This is a genomic window from Bacillus hominis (assembly GCF_018332515.1).
GTDB lineage: Bacteria > Bacillota > Bacilli > Bacillales > Bacillaceae_G > Bacillus_A > Bacillus_A hominis.
This window is the reverse complement of record NZ_BOQD01000281.1, coordinates 1-15,488: the sequence shown is the minus strand read 5'-3', so window position 1 is coordinate 15,488 and position 15,488 is coordinate 1. Positions and strand designations below refer to the sequence as shown.

Below are 15,488 nucleotides of genomic sequence, written 5' to 3'. Positions count from 1 at the left end.
TGCAACTGTATCCACCCCAAACACTTTACAACATGTACGCAGATGCAAATGACTATGGTGAAGTAAGATGTTTGTACAATCACATCGCAAATCACAATATGTTACAAAATCCAAACTACGTTGATATCGTTGACTTATTAGGAGAAGAAGAGCCTTATGGTCCGTATAACGAAATAGGGATTCAAAAAAGGATTGATACATACTTAGAGGACTGTAAACAGTGGAGAGATGAGCGATGAGGTGGCAATATGATTACTTGAATGACACGCCGTATCTGTATCCTTCTAAAGAACTGAGAAGCATGTATAAAGAGTCCAGGGGTAAAGGTGAAGTAAACTCTATTCTAAAACATATGGAAAGACACGAGGTATCTAACAACAAAGAGTACCGCGGTTACTACAGCTTATCTAACGATATTATGGAAGATCTATACGGGGAAGAGGAAGAAATTCTTGAATGGGATGAAATGGTTAATCAGTATCAACCGATTCTCACATCAAAAGGATTACAACTAAAAAGAAAGAGGGATTCGATATGACACTTGCAGGGGAAGTTGTAGTAATTTGGACAGCGACAGGATTGTCTGTAGTGGCGATGAAGGCAGCTGAGAAAATGGGGATGAGTGTTCCACATTGGCTTCCACGTATGACGATGTATACAACTCTTACCGGCTCGTTTTTGTATCTTCTACGTTATGTGCTAATGGTGTTTCTTTGAAGGAATGGAACCTAGAATCATGGGACACTTTGTTATATAAGAAAAACAACTTGTATGTAAATCTTCCAGTAAAGAGCAACTATATCCTTTAAGGATATATAAGGAGTGAACCCCTATGCTTGAATTGTTATTAATACCTGCAGTTTCGCTCGGGTACGCTTTGCTAAATGATAGTTTAAAAGGTAAAGAGGATGATAGAAAGAAGATACAAGTATTCTTTGAAGTAAGTGGGATTGCAATTAGGAAGGATGAAAAATTAAATTATCCGGTTTTTCTCGAAAGAAAAAAAGATGATCGTAGTACGACTTATGTATATAAACTTCCGTTAGGAATGCCATCTAAATTAATACAAAAGGTTGAGGATGTTGTAAGTGAAGGATTAAATAAGCCTGTACGTATCAAATACGATAACTACAAGATAATGATTCGGGTATTCAGTAAACGTATCTCAAAAAAGTGGTGTTGGAATGAAGGGCTAGTAAAAAAAGGTGAATGGCAAGTACCGATGGGGCAAAGCCTCGAGAAGTTAATTTATCATGACTTTGATAAAACTCCTCATATGGTACTAGGTGGTCTTACACGAATGGGGAAAACAGTATTTATGAAAGTACTACTTACTACTTTGATTGAGGCGAACCCTGAAAATGCTCACGTATATTTAATTGATTTAAAGGAAAAGGGATTAGAATTTAGTGAGTTTAGTGGCTTAAAGCAGGTGGTGGAAGTGGCTGACTCTGCAGAAAAAGCACATCATGTACTAAAACATATAATGAAAAAAATCGAAGAGCGTGGAAAATTCATGAAGGAAAATGGTTACAAAAATATTGTTGAAACAAAAGAAAAAGATCGGTATTTTGTTATTGTTGACGAAGGTGCCGTGCTTGCTCCGGCCAAAGGATTACCACGTCATGTTAATAAGATCCGAGAAGAGTGTCAGTACATGCTTAGTTATATAGCGACTGTATCGGGCGGCTTAGGATTTCGTTTGATTTTAGCTACACAGTATCCTACAGTCACATCAATTCCATCAGTAGTAAAGCAGATGTCTGATGCGAAGTTAGGTTTTCGGCTACCAACATATAAGGCATCTGAGGTTGTTCTTGATGAATCGGGACTAGAAACATTGCCGTCCTTACCTGGTAGAGCTATTTATAAAACTGATCGACTAACTGAGCTGCAGGTACCGTTTATTAGCGATGAAATGATGTGGAAACATCTAAAACAATATGAGGTGAAAAAAGATGAACATCCAGACACATATCAAGATAAACCGTCAGATGACGATTCTGACCTCGATTAGAAAGCTGAAATTCGCAACACGTAGGCATCTAATGGCGGTGCACGATATGGGAGGGATTCGTAACGCAAATCGTATTTTAAAAGACCTGAGCCCTTATGTAAATAATACAGTGTACCAAAAAGAGTACGTGTATTATTTAAATAAAAAAGGCCGTGAACTGTTCGACGATACAGAGAAGATTGTACCAAATAGTCGACTAGCTCACAGCTTAATGAGAAATGAAGCATGGCTCTATCTGTTTTGTCCCGACGACTGGCAGATAGAAACACCTATACGTTATAAAGTAGATGATAAAAAGAAGACAATTATTCCTGATGTGAAGTTCAGGGATGAAGAAGGTACACTACATGCTGTAGAAATAGATCGTACGCAAATGATGAATGTGAACGCTGAAAAGATGAGCAGGTATAGGGAATTTTCGTTATACTACAAAAATAAATACAACGGAAAAATACCGCTCATTCATTTCTTTACTATGACAGAATACAGACAAAAAAAGCTGGAACAACTTGCAGCTAAACATGATATATATGCAAAAGTTTATGTGGTTCCAGGTGTTTAATTCTTAAAATTGAGGTGGTTTATCATGAATGAATCGACAAAAGAATTGAATATTGACACCTAATTAAATGAATCTACAGCTAAAAAACTTAGAACCCTAACAGTAATAATACTTATATACTATTACTAATAATATACTCTATATATAATATATAATATATAATTATTAGTTATATATTTATATTATATATATAAGGTATATTTTTTATAGAGGGGGTTCTTTTTCTTTTTTGTTTTTATTAGATGTTGTTGTGTATTGTTTACCCCCTCCTAAATTTTTGAGATTTATATATTTTTATTTTGACGACTGTAGAAAGTCGTCTTTTTGTTTTGGTAATAGATTGCCATATGACTCCAGGAGTTATATAATGGTGTCATAATCATGATGGATGTGGGAGGGTGATATTAGTTGAAATATGCTGTATATGTACGTGTATCCACTGATAAAGATGAGCAAGTTTCATCGATTCAAAATCAGATTGAAATCTGTAGATACTGGATTGAAAAAAACGGATTCGAGTGGGATGAAAATTCAATTTATAAAGATGAAGCTGTTTCTGGAACAGCATGGCTAGAAAGACGTGCGATGCAGTTGATCTTGGGGAAAGCTCGTAAAAAAGAATTAGATACTGTTGTTTTTAAATCTATTCATCGACTGGGAAGAGATTTGAGGGACGCATTAGAAATCAAGGAGATACTGTTAGGGCATGGTGTCCGATTGGTGACGATTGAAGAAGGTTATGACAGTTATTATGAAGGGAAAAATGATTTGAAGTTTGAGATGTATGCAATGTTTGCATCCCAATTACCTAAGACATTATCCGTTTCTATATCAGCAGCGCTAGCGGCTAAGGTAAGAAGGGGAGAGTACACTGGTGGGACAGTTCCGTATGGTTATAAAATTGTAGATAAGAAATATGTGATTAATCAGGAAGAAGCTGAAATTGTTCGGGAAATGTATGAATTATATGACAATGGATTAGGCTATTTGAGAATTTCTAATGCACTAAATGATGTTGGTAAGTATAAGAGATCTGGGAAATTGTGGACTTATTCGGCTGTGAAGCTAATAATTACGAATCCTATGTATAAAGGTGATTATGTAATGGGGAGGTCTACAGAGGTAAAAGTAGACGGAAGAAAAAAGCGGATTCAAGAGCCTAGAGAAAAGTGGGCAGTATTTGAAAATCATCATCCGGCTATAATTGAACGTCCGTTATGGGATAAAATAAATAACCCCAAAATAAATAAAAAAATAAAGCGGCGTGTAGCAGTAACGAATGAATTAAGAGGAATAGCACGTTGTATTCATTGTGGTTCACCGTTTGTTCTACACACTTACAAATATAAAAACAAAGAAGGTGAAGAGCTTAATTATGGTTATTTAACGTGCGGCACGTATAAGTTGACTGGTGGGCGTGGTTGCGTCAAACACTCCGGACTAAGGTATGAAAGATTGCGTTCTCTTGTGTTGCGAAAATTAAAGGAAAAAGAGAGAGATTTGGAAAAAGTATTTAAATTGAATGATAAAGATAAACATCAAGAAAAGCAGAAGAAATTAAGAAAAGAAAAGAAAGAATTAGAGATAAAAAGAGAGCGTTTATTAGATTTGTATTTAGATGGTGGATCTATCGATAAAGCAACTTTTACCAAACGAGATGCTAACTTTGCGAAAAATATAAAAGAAAAAGAGTTAGAAATTTTAAAATTGGATGACGTTAAAGCGTTAATAGTCGAGCAGCAGAAGGTAAAAGATGCATTTAAGTTGCTAGAGGATTCTGAAAATCTATATCCGGTTTTTAAGAAATTAATTGCACGAATAGACATAAGCCAAAATGGGGCGATAGATATCCGATATAGATTTGAAGAATAGTAGTTATATTTTTGTCTATATAGGCTGTCGGCATCCGCATGGCGCATCACATATTTATGCGCTATAGCAATTGCTAAAACATCATCTAATAAGCCGATCCCAATAATAGCAGCTATATCTGGAATGAAATCAATTGTTAATACGTAATAAGATAAAGCGGCTAATATTATGAATTTCGCTTTAGTAGGTAACTCTTTTTTTCTCATTGTGTAGTATAAAATAATACTTTCATATACGCTTGATTTCCCGAGGTTTGCTGAGCTTTTTTTGAATTTTTTCCAAAGTGCCTGTTTCTCCATATAAACACTCCTTTTACAAAAACATCGATTTTTTAAAAGGATAGACAAAGAAGTAGGGAAATAATCAATTTTATTGTTTTTCTTATTGTATATTCCATAAAAATAGGGAATTACCTGTTCAAAATAATAGAATGTTGGTTATGTAACGAATCATAGTGTTTTGTTACATAAGTATGTACAGTAAAATGTATGTGGATGATTTATTTATTATTAAACATTTAATAAGCGGTATGGGGGAAGAAAAATGAAGATAATAGAACTGCCAATTGAATTCGAATTTAACGGGGGAAAACAATGTATTTATCCGAGTTTAATTATATTACATAATGAATTAACATTAGTCGATACAGGATATACAAGTTTTTTACCTTTAATTGAAGATGCAATTTTAAAACTTGAGTATGAGATGAAAAACTTAAAAAATATAATTATTACCCATTATGATGACGATCATATAGGATCTTTATATGATTTCAAAGTGAAATATCCTCACGTTAATATTATTGCTAGTGAAATTGAATCTAACTACATTAATGGTGATATAAAATCAGAGAGATTAGTTCAAGCTGAAGAAATGTTACAACTTATGCCAGTTGAAGAGAAAGAATTTGGTAAGTGGTTTATACAACAATTAAAAAATATAAGACATATTTCCGTCGATGAAAAAGTACATGATGGCCAAATGATTTTGAATAATGAATGTCAAATAGTAGCGACGCCAGGACATACTTCGGGGCATATTTCATTATATTTTTCGAAATTAAATTGTGTAATTACGGGAGATGCAGCGGTTCAAGAGAATCGTGAATTAGTTATAGCTAATCCGAATTTTTGTTTAGATTTAGAAAAAGCGGAAGAGTCTTTAAAGAGGATTAAAAGTCTTAAAGCCGTAAAGTATTATTGCTATCATGGAGGGAAATTCATTATATAAAATAATAAAAAACCGATCTTTCTTATATAGAAAAGATCGGTTTTTTTAATTCATAGATTCTGCAATTTGAATTAAATCCTTTTCGTTATATTTTCCTTTTATATAGCGTTTGTTACCAATTGCAATTGTATATTGAAAACCATTCTGCTGAAAGATAAGCTCATATGCTGAATCAAAATGAGGATTATATAATGCTTTTATATTATTTTTTAAGCTGTAGAACTTAGCTCCCCTATGTACATATAGGCCTAATTTGTTTTGAACTGGTGAAACAGTGATTTTAAAAATCCCATTTATATCTTCATTGTAGTATTGGAGGTTTAAGTAATCGTTATAGATGTACCCTTGAAATTCGTGAATTTCGAACGGGAATTTTGTAGGAGTAAGTATATGTTCCTTACACTTCATTTCATATTTTTTTACAATAGTAGCTTCTTTTATAAATGGATTCGTTCCATCATAAATTTGATTAATTTGAGATATTTTATTATTCTTTGTTACTATTTCTAAAATGCAACCGATAGTAAATTCATTATCAGTGTCTTTGGAATAAGAAATAAGAATTGTAGTCTCTTCTTTTGGAGATGGTACTATTTTAATTTCATGAATAGGTTTTTCCTTTTGGAAAGTAGGTAGTTTAACTCCTTCTGTTACATATGACCGCATTAATTTTTTATCATTTTTGAGTAAAGCTTGTTTAAATTCACTTATCACATTTGCTTGAGATTTCGCCATAATAATTGAGGTCGATTGAAAATATAGTAAGAAAAATACGCAAAAAATCTTTATGAATGTAGTAGTCAATTTTATCACCCTGTAACTATATTTCCGTAACTTTGAAACATATATGTATAGGAGAACATATGTAATTTAAAAGTTGTTTTAGGAGGGAGAAGATGAGTTTATTGCTTGATGTAATAATGGATATAATTATATTTTATCCTCGAAATGACATGAAATTAAAACACCATATTGCAAAATTAAGTGAATTTGAATGGTTTCGAAGGCTACACGAAGATACAAAGTATACAAGATTAATTTGGAGTAATAGAAAAATTAAAAAGTTCATTTTGTCTTCTATTAATATGGAAGAATTAATGAAATCTGAGGAAAAACAAAAAGAATTTGTGCATCTAGTACACGATGAATATAAAAAAAGAAGGTAAGAATTTTTTTATTTTTCATATTTGGCGAAACAAATGGTACAATGAAAGCTAATGTGAAAAATAAGGAAAAGAAGTGGTCTATTTGAAAAACTTTTTAGAATTAGGAATTAGTGAAACTTTTAATCATACATTACGTGAAAATGGAATTACAGAAGCAACACCAATTCAAGAGAAGGCGATTCCTGTTATTATGTCAGGTAAAGATATTATTGGGCAAGCGAAAACAGGAACGGGTAAAACATTAGCATTCGTGTTACCGATTTTAGAAAAAATCGATCCAGAGTGTAGTGATGTTCAGGCTTTAATTGTTGCACCAACAAGGGAACTAGCACTGCAAATTACAACTGAAATTAAAAAAATGCTTGTTCAAAGAGAAGATATTAATGTACTAGCGATTTATGGCGGGCAAGATGTAGCACAACAATTGAGAAAATTAAAAGGTAATACACATATTGTTGTAGCGACACCAGGACGATTATTAGATCATATACGACGTGAAACAATTGATTTAAGTAATCTTTCAACGATTGTACTAGATGAAGCGGATCAAATGCTTTATTTCGGTTTCTTATATGATATTGAAGATATTTTAGATGAGACACCTGATAGTAAACAAACGATGTTATTCTCAGCAACGATGCCAAAAGATATTAAAAAATTGGCGAAGCGTTATATGGAAGAGCCGCAAATGATTCAAGTACAAAGTGAAGAAGTAACGGTAGATACAATTGAGCAGCGTGTCATTGAGACGACAGATCGTGCAAAGCCAGATGCACTTCGTTTTGTTATGGATCGTGATCAGCCATTTTTAGCAGTTATTTTCTGTCGTACAAAGGTTAGAGCAAGTAAGCTTTATGATAATTTAAAAGGACTAGGTTATAATTGTGCTGAACTTCATGGTGATATACCTCAAGCGAAACGTGAGAGAGTCATGAAGAGTTTCCGCGAAGCTAAAATTCAGTACTTAATTGCGACTGATGTAGCAGCTCGTGGACTTGATGTAGATGGTGTAACGCACGTATTTAACTTTGATATCCCTGAAGATGTAGAAAGTTATATTCACCGCATTGGCCGAACAGGACGTGCAGGTGGATCAGGTCTTGCAATTACGTTCGTTGCAGCGAAAGATGAAAAACATTTAGAAGAAATTGAAAAAACGCTTGGTGCACCAATACAAAGAGAAATAATCGAACAACCGATGATAAAAAATGTAGATGAAAATGGAAAACCGGTACAAAAGCCAGCTCCAAAGAAATCAGGTCAATATCGTCAAAGAGATAGCCGTGAAGGTTCAAGAAGTGAATCAAGACGTGATTCGAGAAATAGCTCAAGAAGTGATTCAAGAAATAGTTCTAGAAATGAAAATAACCGATCATTTAATAAGCCAAACAATAAGAAAAGTAGTGCAAAGCAAGGTCAGCAAAGACGTGGGCGTTAAGGCGATATACTTTGAAAATTGCTGACATATAATTTTATATACAATTGTAAATCGTTATGTTTCATCGATAAACAAAAGAGAGTCGCAAAAATCGCGGCTCTCTTTTGTTTTTTACTTTGATATCAGGATATACAGAAGTGCCAGATGGTGTTATTTTTCGTTCGAAAAGGTATGATTCTAGAAATTAAGGAGATAAACCTGGTTTTCCATCGCTAATTGTTGATGCGATTAAACGGTAAGAAATTCAACTAACGCATGCGTTAGTTCTATAAATTCATGAGTCGCAAATGCGGCTTTTTTGTTTGTGCTGTAATTATTGTGGTAAAGATTCCTACATTCGGTAAGGGATAGGACACACATTTTAACATTTTTATATACTAAGGGATTTTTAAAGCTCCATAACACAAGTTGAATTGGGGACTTTATTACATGTGTTTATAAGGTTTGTTTAATTTAATGTGGATTTTGTAAAGAAAAAGCCCCTTAAGGTGTCTTTCTCCCACTTGAAAACTATATTATTGAACCTCCATTTAAGGGGTACCGCCCTACGCTCATCAATCGATAATGAGACGTTATGGTAATCTTACATGTATAGAACATACATTTTTTAAAACAGTAAAGACATTGGTACAAGAAACAAATTCTTTTTTACATTTAATATACTAAATGCAAAAAAGGAGCTTGATTATTCATGCCATCAAAAAATAGAAATTGTTTCAATCCTAATGAATTTCCTTATTCATTATTTCCTTGTGCATTTCCTTGTGCATTTCCAGAGCCTATAAAACCAATAGACCCTAACAAATTTGATTATATCGTGATTGGTGCTGGAACTGCTGGAGGGGTAATTGCCAAAGAATTAACGGATGACAAAAGTACTTCTGTACTAGTACTGGAAGCAGGAACAAATATGACGAATGAGCTAAGTAATCCTAGTATTCTTGCTACCATTAATACAACACGCGGTAACAGGTTTAGCTTTAATGTTACTTCTGAACTAGAGTCAACTATTGCACGTACACTTATTGCAACAAATGGTCGCACCATAGGGGGAAGCTCAGAAATTAGTGATATGTACGCCGTACGTGGGAGTAAAGAGTTGTATAACCAGTGGGCAAGCCTAGTTGGTGATCAATGGAGTTACGACAAGATTAGCGCTTTATTTGTAAAAAATGAAACCTATACAGGAGCGACACAAAGTCCTAATGAACGAGGAACACAAGGGCCGATTTTTATTAGACAGCAGAATATTCCCCCTAATGGATTGATCAATACGTTAGTTCAAGCAACAAACACTGTATTGGGAACACCGATTGCTGAGGACTATAATACGGGCATAAGGGATTGTACATTTTATAAAACGCAATATATTCAAAAAGAGGTTAGCCCTGGCCAATTTGTCCGATCCTCAACGGCAACAGGCTATTTAAATGACCAGATTGTCAGCCAAGGAAACCAGTCCAATCCAGATGAATTTGGAGTTGGTGGAAGAAAGTTGGTTATTTTAGCTAAAACAACTGTTAACAAAATCTTATTTAAGAAAAAAGATGGGTTGAACATTGCGGTTGGTGTTGAATTTGTCAAGGATGGCGTTTCACATAGAAGGTTTGCAAGAAAAGGTATTATCATCTCTGCAGGATTTTTTTCCTCAGTCATTCTACAACGTTCAGGAATCGGTAAATCGGATGATTTGGCTAAAGCAGGTATACAAACATTGATAGAGAGTCCAAATGTGGGTCACAATCTTCAAACCCAGAATTATATTGGATTAGGGGTTGAGATAGATACCGCCCAAATTCTTCCGATATTTTTTACTGACCCCAACTATCCACTTATCCTAGGCGCTTTCCAAGCAGAGAATCCAATGAATCTATTAGAAAGTCGTCGTCTCCAACTGATAGGAGCTCCTCTCCCATTTTTTCTCCCTGCTTCAGATGTGATCAGCAATGGTTGGAGTTTAGATTTAACTTTTCAAACCACTCCAAGTATCATGAGTTTCGGTATGGTAGACGTGAAAACAAAAAGCAGGGGTACAGTGCTAGTGGAGCATAGCGATCCAGAGGCCTATCCATCACTTAACTTCAATCCGTTGGAAGATCCTAATGACCTAACGTATATGGTCGATCAATATAAGAGAATTTATAATATTATTGTAGAGGCTAGAAATTCACTGAAATACCCAAATAACGGAATCGGAAAGGTTGTATATCCTCCAGAGAGTATATTACAGCTACCTAACAACGATCCTAACAAACAACAGCAGCTTGAGAATTATGTCAAAGCCTCTTACACGAATTTCTCTTTGGGTGGGCAGTGTCGGATGGGACAGACGATTCAAGAAGGGGTTGTCGATGGATTCCTTAATGTGTTTGGTACCAAAAACCTTAAGGTTGCCGATCTATCCATTTCGCCTATTTTACCGGATGGTCAGCCGTCCGCCGCTGCTCAGATGATCGGACTAAATGCGGTACGGTTTATAAAAGAGAATCCCTCTTCGTATGTAATGACAGATGAGGAACTTGAAGATTGTGAAAATGAAATTTAAAAAACATAAATTAAATATTTATTCATTGGTTTTATTCTTATTTTTTGATTTAAAGATTGCGCTTTGTCTGTCGGCTTGGCGAATAAAGCATTTAAACGCTAGTTAGGAAAAGTACACCATTGGTTCGGTGTATTATGGCAATTAAATCTTCTCACAAATAATTACAGTGCGGGAGGGGGGGCACTGTAATTATTTGTCATGTTCTATAGTAACTATTGTCGATGAATGAACTATGTAGATGTAATTAAAAACTCATTAAAATTGGGCGGTTATTTCGGATTAACATGTTTTGCAGCAGGCGATCGAGATGAACGAAATGGATCAGAAATAACAGATTGGGACGTATATAGAGGATGGAGTCTACAAGGTGGTCTTGCATACTCGGAAGAAAAGTTAAGAGAGATATTTAAAGAATTTGAGGTAATTGAGATTAGAAGGATGAAACAAATGAAACAACCGAATGAAATGTTTGGAGAATCATTTCTTTGGACAGCATTATTTAAAAAGAAATAAAAAAAGTAGATAATTGACAAACTCATCGTTTTTATAGACAATACAATTATGAGAATATACGTTCGGTTTATTGGTTATCCGGACTTATATTAAGTATTAATACATAACGAGAGGATGTCTCTAAATGAGTAACACAAATCAAAAAATTACTACGTTTTTAATGTTTGAGGGCAAAGCTGAGGAAGCGATGAATTTTTATACGTCGCTATTTGATCAATCAGAAATTGTAAGTATGTCTCGCTACGATGAAAATGGACCTGGAAAAGAAGGAACTGTAATTCATGCAACTTTTACGCTAAATGGCCAAGAGTTTATGTGTATTGATAGTTATGTAAATCATAATTTTACATTCACTCCAGCTATGTCTCTTTATGTAACTTGTGAGACAGAAGAAGAGATTGAAACGGTCTTTAATAAACTAGCGCAGGATGGAGCAGTTCTTATGCCTTTAGGTTCTTATCCGTTTAGTAAAAAGTTTGGTTGGTTAAATGATAAGTATGGTGTATCTTGGCAGTTAACTCTTGCTGAATAAAAAAGAAAAAGCATAGCTTATTTGTTTAATGGATTCAGTTAAAAACTTGAAAAATGAAATAACATAAAAAAGCGTTCCAACTGTCAATAGGTTTGGAATGCTTTTTTATGTGTAAGTGAGTTGTTTAAAACTCACCAATTCTACGATTATTTTAAATGAATTGAATGGATATGTAACTTTGTGTCTTTTTAGAATTTTTAGTTATTATTAGCGTTTATCTGTTAATATAAATATAGACAACTATGTATTAACTATCAGGCGGGTTAATAGAAAAAGGAAAGCATAAATAGTTAATAAGTTTATACTTAAAATGCAACTAGATCGTTAGGAGGACTAATCGCAATGGATACTACACAACAAAACAGTAATGCATGGGATAAGAAGGTTGAAGAAGGTTCTAGATACACGCAGCCTGTAAGTAGCGAGGTTATTGAGAAAAGCAAATCAGGTGAATGGGAGATTACAGTCACTACGGAAAAATCAGTTCCTAGAGAGTGGTTTCCAAAGTCATTAGATGGATTAAAGATACTTTGCTTAGCATCAGGTGGTGGACAACAAGCACCTGTTCTAGCTGCTGCTGGAGCAGATGTAACAGTTACTGATATATCTAAGAAGCAATTGGAACAAGATGAAAAGGTAGCAAAACGGGATGGTTTGACTTTAAAAACAGTACAAGGAGATATGTCAGACCTTGGTGATTTTGAGGATGAATATTTTGATATTATTGTAAATCCTGTTTCTAATTTGTTTATAAAAGATGTTCATCTTGTATGGAATGAAGTTTCTAGGGTTTTAAAGAATAAAGGTATTCTTATTTCTGGATTTACAAATCCGTTACTATGGATTTTTGATGATAACCAAGAACAAAAAGGTATTCTTGATGTTAAACATTCAATTCCTTCATCAACATTGGATTATTTACCAGAGGATGAAGTTCAAGATTACATCGATTCAAATCAAACAATAGAATATGCGCATACTCTAGAAGACCAAATCCAAGGCCAAGTTGAAGCTGGTTTTGTTATAACAGGTTTTTATGAGGATGATTTTGGTGGAACAAGGATATTAGATAAGCATATTAAAACATTTATTGCGACAAAAGCTATAAAGTTAAAGATGGATTAAGAATTTTTGCTTGTCACACGGGGCGTTAGTCGAAGAAGGCTCTTAAAATAGAAAAGGATGGCGCTTGCCATCCTCCTTCTTATGTATTTTGAGTGTCGAAATTATTCTCAAAACAAGTTTTACACTATCATTTGTATAATTAGGTTGTGCTTTTATATTAAGAATTTTGCTTGCCGAATCTTTTTCCGAGTTTTGCTAACAGTTCAGGCTGATCCCCTTGGCTCATTGCAACTTCAATAAAGATAAGTCGATTCTTATTAAGAGTAATTTTAGATAAGACTTCTGTTAACTCTGTTTCATTTTCTACTTTAAATGTTAGACTTTTTTCTTTTGACCCGAATACGTTTGGAAATTTATCATAATCCCACATTTGTATATTGTTATATGGTTGATTTTGACCATGAATCGCACGTTCAACAGTATATCCGTTATTATTGATTAAAAATATGATTGGTTTTAAATTATGACGTAACATAGTCGATAACTCTTGTACGGTTAACTGGAAAGAACCATCACCAATTATTAATATGTTACGACGTGATAAATCAGCGAGTTGTGTTCCTAATAAAGCAGGTAGTGTATAACCGATAGATCCCCATAACGGTTGTCCTACATATGTAGTGTTATTTGGTAAAGGGATAACGGCACTACCAAAGTATGGTGTTCCTTGCTCTGCAATTAAGACGTCGTTTTCTTTTAAAAAATGATACATTTGCTGCCAAAATCGTTTTTGAGTAACGTTTTGTTTTTTAGGAAGGAACTCTTCAGTAATTGATGATGATGCCGAAATAAAAGGCTGAATTTCAAGAATTTCCTTGCTGCGATGTTCTAGTGAAGCGCTTAAATGTTGTAAAACATCTTGCATAAGAACAGGACCATATTTTTTATCTATAATTTTCACAGTATAGGGATGGATTTCTATAACTTGTTCTTTCGTAAAACCTTGTGTAAAGCCGCCAGTAATAGTATCAGTTAATTTCACACCTATACTAATAATACAGTCAGATTCATCAATTCTTTTTCGTAAGTAGGGTGAACTAACATCACCACTATAAACCCCTATAAATTGCGAGTGTTTTTCGGGGAATATGCCTTTTCCCATACTTAACGTTGCGATAGGAAAACCAGTTTTTTCAACGAAATGCTGTAAATCTTCTTCAGCATGAAATCGATTCACTTCAAAATCAGCTAGAATAACAGGTTTTTTCGCGTTATTTATTTTGGAAGTAGCATGCAGAAGCATTTTATCAAATGCTACTTTATTACTTAAAATCGGGTTATTTAAAATGGGTTCCGTAGGTTTATTAATTGGTTTATTATATACATCAATCGGTAAATTAATATGAACGGGACGTTTTTCATTCCAACATGCACGTAGGACACGGTCAATTTCCTCAGCTGCATGCTCAGCGGTTAAATTTGTTTGTGCTACAGTGATTTCTCGATACATATTGGAAAAGTGATCGAACTTTCCATCACCCAATGTATGATGAACGAGCTCTCCATTTTCCATTACTTTTGTTGTTGGCGTACCCGTGATTTTTATAACTGGTACGTTTTCGGCATATGAGCCAGCAATGCCATTAATGGCGCTTAATTCTCCAACGCCGAAAGTAGTAATAAGAGCAGCGATTCCTTTTATGCGAGCGTATCCATCTGCTGCATATGCCGCATTTAATTCATTACAGTTGCCAATCCACTCTAAATTTTCATGTGCAATCACATCATCTAAAAAGGCAAGATTATAATCACCAGGAACACCAAATATATGCTCAATTCCTAATTCATATAGTCGATCTAGCAAATATGTACTTACAGTATATTGCATTTTCATGTGAATCATCTCCTAGTTGTTTTAGGTTATTGTAATTAACTATTAAACAAACTTAAAAAGGTCAAGTACCTTGATTAAAATATTCATTACTGAATTGTGGTATAATTTACATGTAGGGGGAAAGTAGATGACACAACATAAAGAAGAACAAATGAATGAGGCATTAGCATTATTTTACTTTGCATATAAAACATTTACTGAAAAGCCAGATGAAATTATAAAAGAATACGGTATACAGCGTGTACATCATAGAATACTGTTTTTTATTGCTCGTTTTCCAGGGATTAGTGTAAATGAGCTGTTATCGCTGTTAGAAATAAGTAAACAAGCTCTTCACGGACCATTACGCCAACTGTTAGAAAAGGGATTGATTGAGAGTAATGAAGCTACACATGATCGTCGTGTGAAACAGCTATCTTTAACGGAAAAAGGTACAGATTTAGAGAAAAAACTGAGTGATGTTCAAAGAGAACAAATGGATGCTATTTTTTTGAAATTTGGTGAATCATGTGAAGAAAATTGGCATCAAGTTATGAATGAAATGGCAAATAGCCGTTCAGGCTTTGATGCATGGATATCGAAACGTGAAATACCAGTCAATCAAAAATAATGAGAAAATATATCTGTCTTTATAGTTTGAAAAAGAACAAATAT

15 protein-coding genes and 2 pseudogenes are annotated in these 15,488 nt (G+C 34.1%); 14 read left to right on the top strand and 3 right to left on the bottom strand.

All coding sequences use genetic code 11. The features are described 5' to 3' along the window. The 6 genes from KI356_RS22390 to KI356_RS22365 all read left to right on the top strand — a co-directional run. On the top strand, nt 1-239 hold a 239-nt coding region (locus KI356_RS22390; RefSeq protein ID WP_238486219.1), incomplete at its 5' end, for a hypothetical protein. After that, nucleotides 236-538, top strand: coding sequence for a hypothetical protein (locus KI356_RS22385; protein WP_001267618.1), 303 nt, complete (start codon nt 236-238; stop codon nt 536-538). The genes KI356_RS22390 and KI356_RS22385, both read left to right, overlap by 4 nt. After that, nucleotides 535-717: a hypothetical protein gene (locus tag KI356_RS22380; protein ID WP_000170792.1), complete on the top strand. Its 183-nt coding sequence runs from the start codon at nt 535-537 to the stop codon at nt 715-717. The genes KI356_RS22385 and KI356_RS22380 overlap by 4 nt, the downstream gene beginning before the upstream one ends. A 115-nt stretch (nt 718-832) precedes the next feature. After that, nucleotides 833-2,017 (top strand): FtsK/SpoIIIE domain-containing protein, encoded by a 1,185-nt coding sequence (locus tag KI356_RS22375; protein WP_000891524.1) that lies wholly within the window; start codon nt 833-835, stop codon nt 2,015-2,017. Further along, nucleotides 1,959-2,579: a replication-relaxation family protein gene (locus tag KI356_RS22370; RefSeq protein ID WP_033682834.1), complete on the top strand. Its 621-nt coding sequence runs from the start codon at nt 1,959-1,961 to the stop codon at nt 2,577-2,579. The genes KI356_RS22375 and KI356_RS22370 overlap by 59 nt, the downstream gene beginning before the upstream one ends. 408 nt (nt 2,580-2,987) lie before the next feature. Next, complete coding sequence (locus KI356_RS22365) at nt 2,988-4,451, top strand: recombinase family protein (protein ID WP_000872534.1); 1,464 nt, start codon at nt 2,988-2,990, stop codon at nt 4,449-4,451. Nucleotides 4,452-4,459: 8 nt separating this feature from the next. Here the strand turns inward: KI356_RS22365 and KI356_RS22360 are convergent. Next, nucleotides 4,460-4,750, bottom strand: a pseudogene (locus tag KI356_RS22360) (YkvA family protein); the annotation flags it as partial. 244 nt (nt 4,751-4,994) lie between these two features. Here KI356_RS22360 and KI356_RS22355 point away from each other — a divergent pair. Beyond that, nucleotides 4,995-5,681, top strand: a complete 687-nt coding sequence (locus tag KI356_RS22355) for an MBL fold metallo-hydrolase (protein ID WP_212936497.1) — start codon at nt 4,995-4,997, stop codon at nt 5,679-5,681. A 45-nt stretch (nt 5,682-5,726) separates the two neighbouring features. Here KI356_RS22355 and KI356_RS22350 read toward each other — a convergent pair whose 3' ends face one another. Next, the gene (locus KI356_RS22350; protein ID WP_212936496.1) at nt 5,727-6,485 is read right to left on the bottom strand and encodes a hypothetical protein; all 759 of its coding nucleotides are present in this window, start codon (nt 6,483-6,485) and stop codon (nt 5,727-5,729) included. Between the two features lie 92 nt (nt 6,486-6,577). On the opposite strand from KI356_RS22350, the gene KI356_RS22345 reads away from it, so the two are divergent. The 6 genes and pseudogenes from KI356_RS22345 (at nt 6,578) to KI356_RS22320 (ending at nt 13,000) form a co-directional block, all read left to right on the top strand. After that, nucleotides 6,578-6,847: a hypothetical protein gene (locus tag KI356_RS22345; RefSeq protein ID WP_212936495.1), complete on the top strand. Its 270-nt coding sequence runs from the start codon at nt 6,578-6,580 to the stop codon at nt 6,845-6,847. Between the two features lie 73 nt (nt 6,848-6,920). Continuing rightward, nucleotides 6,921-8,285, top strand: coding sequence for a DEAD/DEAH box helicase (locus KI356_RS22340; protein ID WP_212936494.1), 1,365 nt, complete (start codon nt 6,921-6,923; stop codon nt 8,283-8,285). 691 nt (nt 8,286-8,976) lie between these two features. Beyond that, complete coding sequence (locus KI356_RS22335; protein WP_212936493.1) at nt 8,977-10,830, top strand: GMC family oxidoreductase; 1,854 nt, start codon at nt 8,977-8,979, stop codon at nt 10,828-10,830. A 225-nt stretch (nt 10,831-11,055) separates the two neighbouring features. Beyond that, nucleotides 11,056-11,343 (top strand): annotated as a pseudogene (locus KI356_RS22330) (SAM-dependent methyltransferase); the annotation flags it as partial. A 124-nt stretch (nt 11,344-11,467) separates the two neighbouring features. Continuing rightward, nucleotides 11,468-11,875: a VOC family protein gene (locus KI356_RS22325; protein WP_212936492.1), complete on the top strand. Its 408-nt coding sequence runs from the start codon at nt 11,468-11,470 to the stop codon at nt 11,873-11,875. A gap of 342 nt (nt 11,876-12,217) precedes the next feature. Further along, nucleotides 12,218-13,000 (top strand): class I SAM-dependent methyltransferase, encoded by a 783-nt coding sequence (locus tag KI356_RS22320; protein WP_212936491.1) that lies wholly within the window; start codon nt 12,218-12,220, stop codon nt 12,998-13,000. A 157-nt stretch (nt 13,001-13,157) separates the two neighbouring features. Here KI356_RS22320 and KI356_RS22315 read toward each other — a convergent pair whose 3' ends face one another. Beyond that, nucleotides 13,158-14,834, bottom strand: a complete 1,677-nt coding sequence (locus KI356_RS22315) for an alpha-keto acid decarboxylase family protein (protein WP_212936490.1) — start codon at nt 14,832-14,834, stop codon at nt 13,158-13,160. A gap of 127 nt (nt 14,835-14,961) precedes the next feature. Between KI356_RS22315 and KI356_RS22310 the strand changes: the two genes are divergently transcribed. Continuing rightward, nucleotides 14,962-15,444, top strand: a complete 483-nt coding sequence (locus KI356_RS22310; protein ID WP_128280059.1) for a MarR family winged helix-turn-helix transcriptional regulator — start codon at nt 14,962-14,964, stop codon at nt 15,442-15,444. The last annotated feature ends 44 nt before the right edge of the window (nt 15,445-15,488 follow it).

Bases quoted from the DNA above. Each gene is read 5' to 3' on its own strand.
- KI356_RS22385 (WP_001267618.1), top strand. From the start codon at position 236: ATGAGGTGGCAATATGATTACTTGAATGACACGCCGTATCTGTATCCT.
- KI356_RS22380 (WP_000170792.1), top strand. From the start codon at position 535: ATGACACTTGCAGGGGAAGTTGTAGTAATTTGGACAGCGACAGGATTG.
- KI356_RS22375 (WP_000891524.1), top strand. From the start codon at position 833: ATGCTTGAATTGTTATTAATACCTGCAGTTTCGCTCGGGTACGCTTTG.
- KI356_RS22370 (WP_033682834.1), top strand. From the start codon at position 1,959: ATGAACATCCAGACACATATCAAGATAAACCGTCAGATGACGATTCTG.
- KI356_RS22355 (WP_212936497.1), top strand. From the start codon at position 4,995: ATGAAGATAATAGAACTGCCAATTGAATTCGAATTTAACGGGGGAAAA.
- KI356_RS22345 (WP_212936495.1), top strand. From the start codon at position 6,578: ATGAGTTTATTGCTTGATGTAATAATGGATATAATTATATTTTATCCT.
- KI356_RS22335 (WP_212936493.1), top strand. From the start codon at position 8,977: ATGCCATCAAAAAATAGAAATTGTTTCAATCCTAATGAATTTCCTTAT.
- KI356_RS22325 (WP_212936492.1), top strand. From the start codon at position 11,468: ATGAGTAACACAAATCAAAAAATTACTACGTTTTTAATGTTTGAGGGC.
- KI356_RS22320 (WP_212936491.1), top strand. From the start codon at position 12,218: ATGGATACTACACAACAAAACAGTAATGCATGGGATAAGAAGGTTGAA.
- KI356_RS22315 (WP_212936490.1), bottom strand. From the start codon at position 14,834: ATGAAAATGCAATATACTGTAAGTACATATTTGCTAGATCGACTATAT.
- KI356_RS22310 (WP_128280059.1), top strand. From the start codon at position 14,962: ATGACACAACATAAAGAAGAACAAATGAATGAGGCATTAGCATTATTT.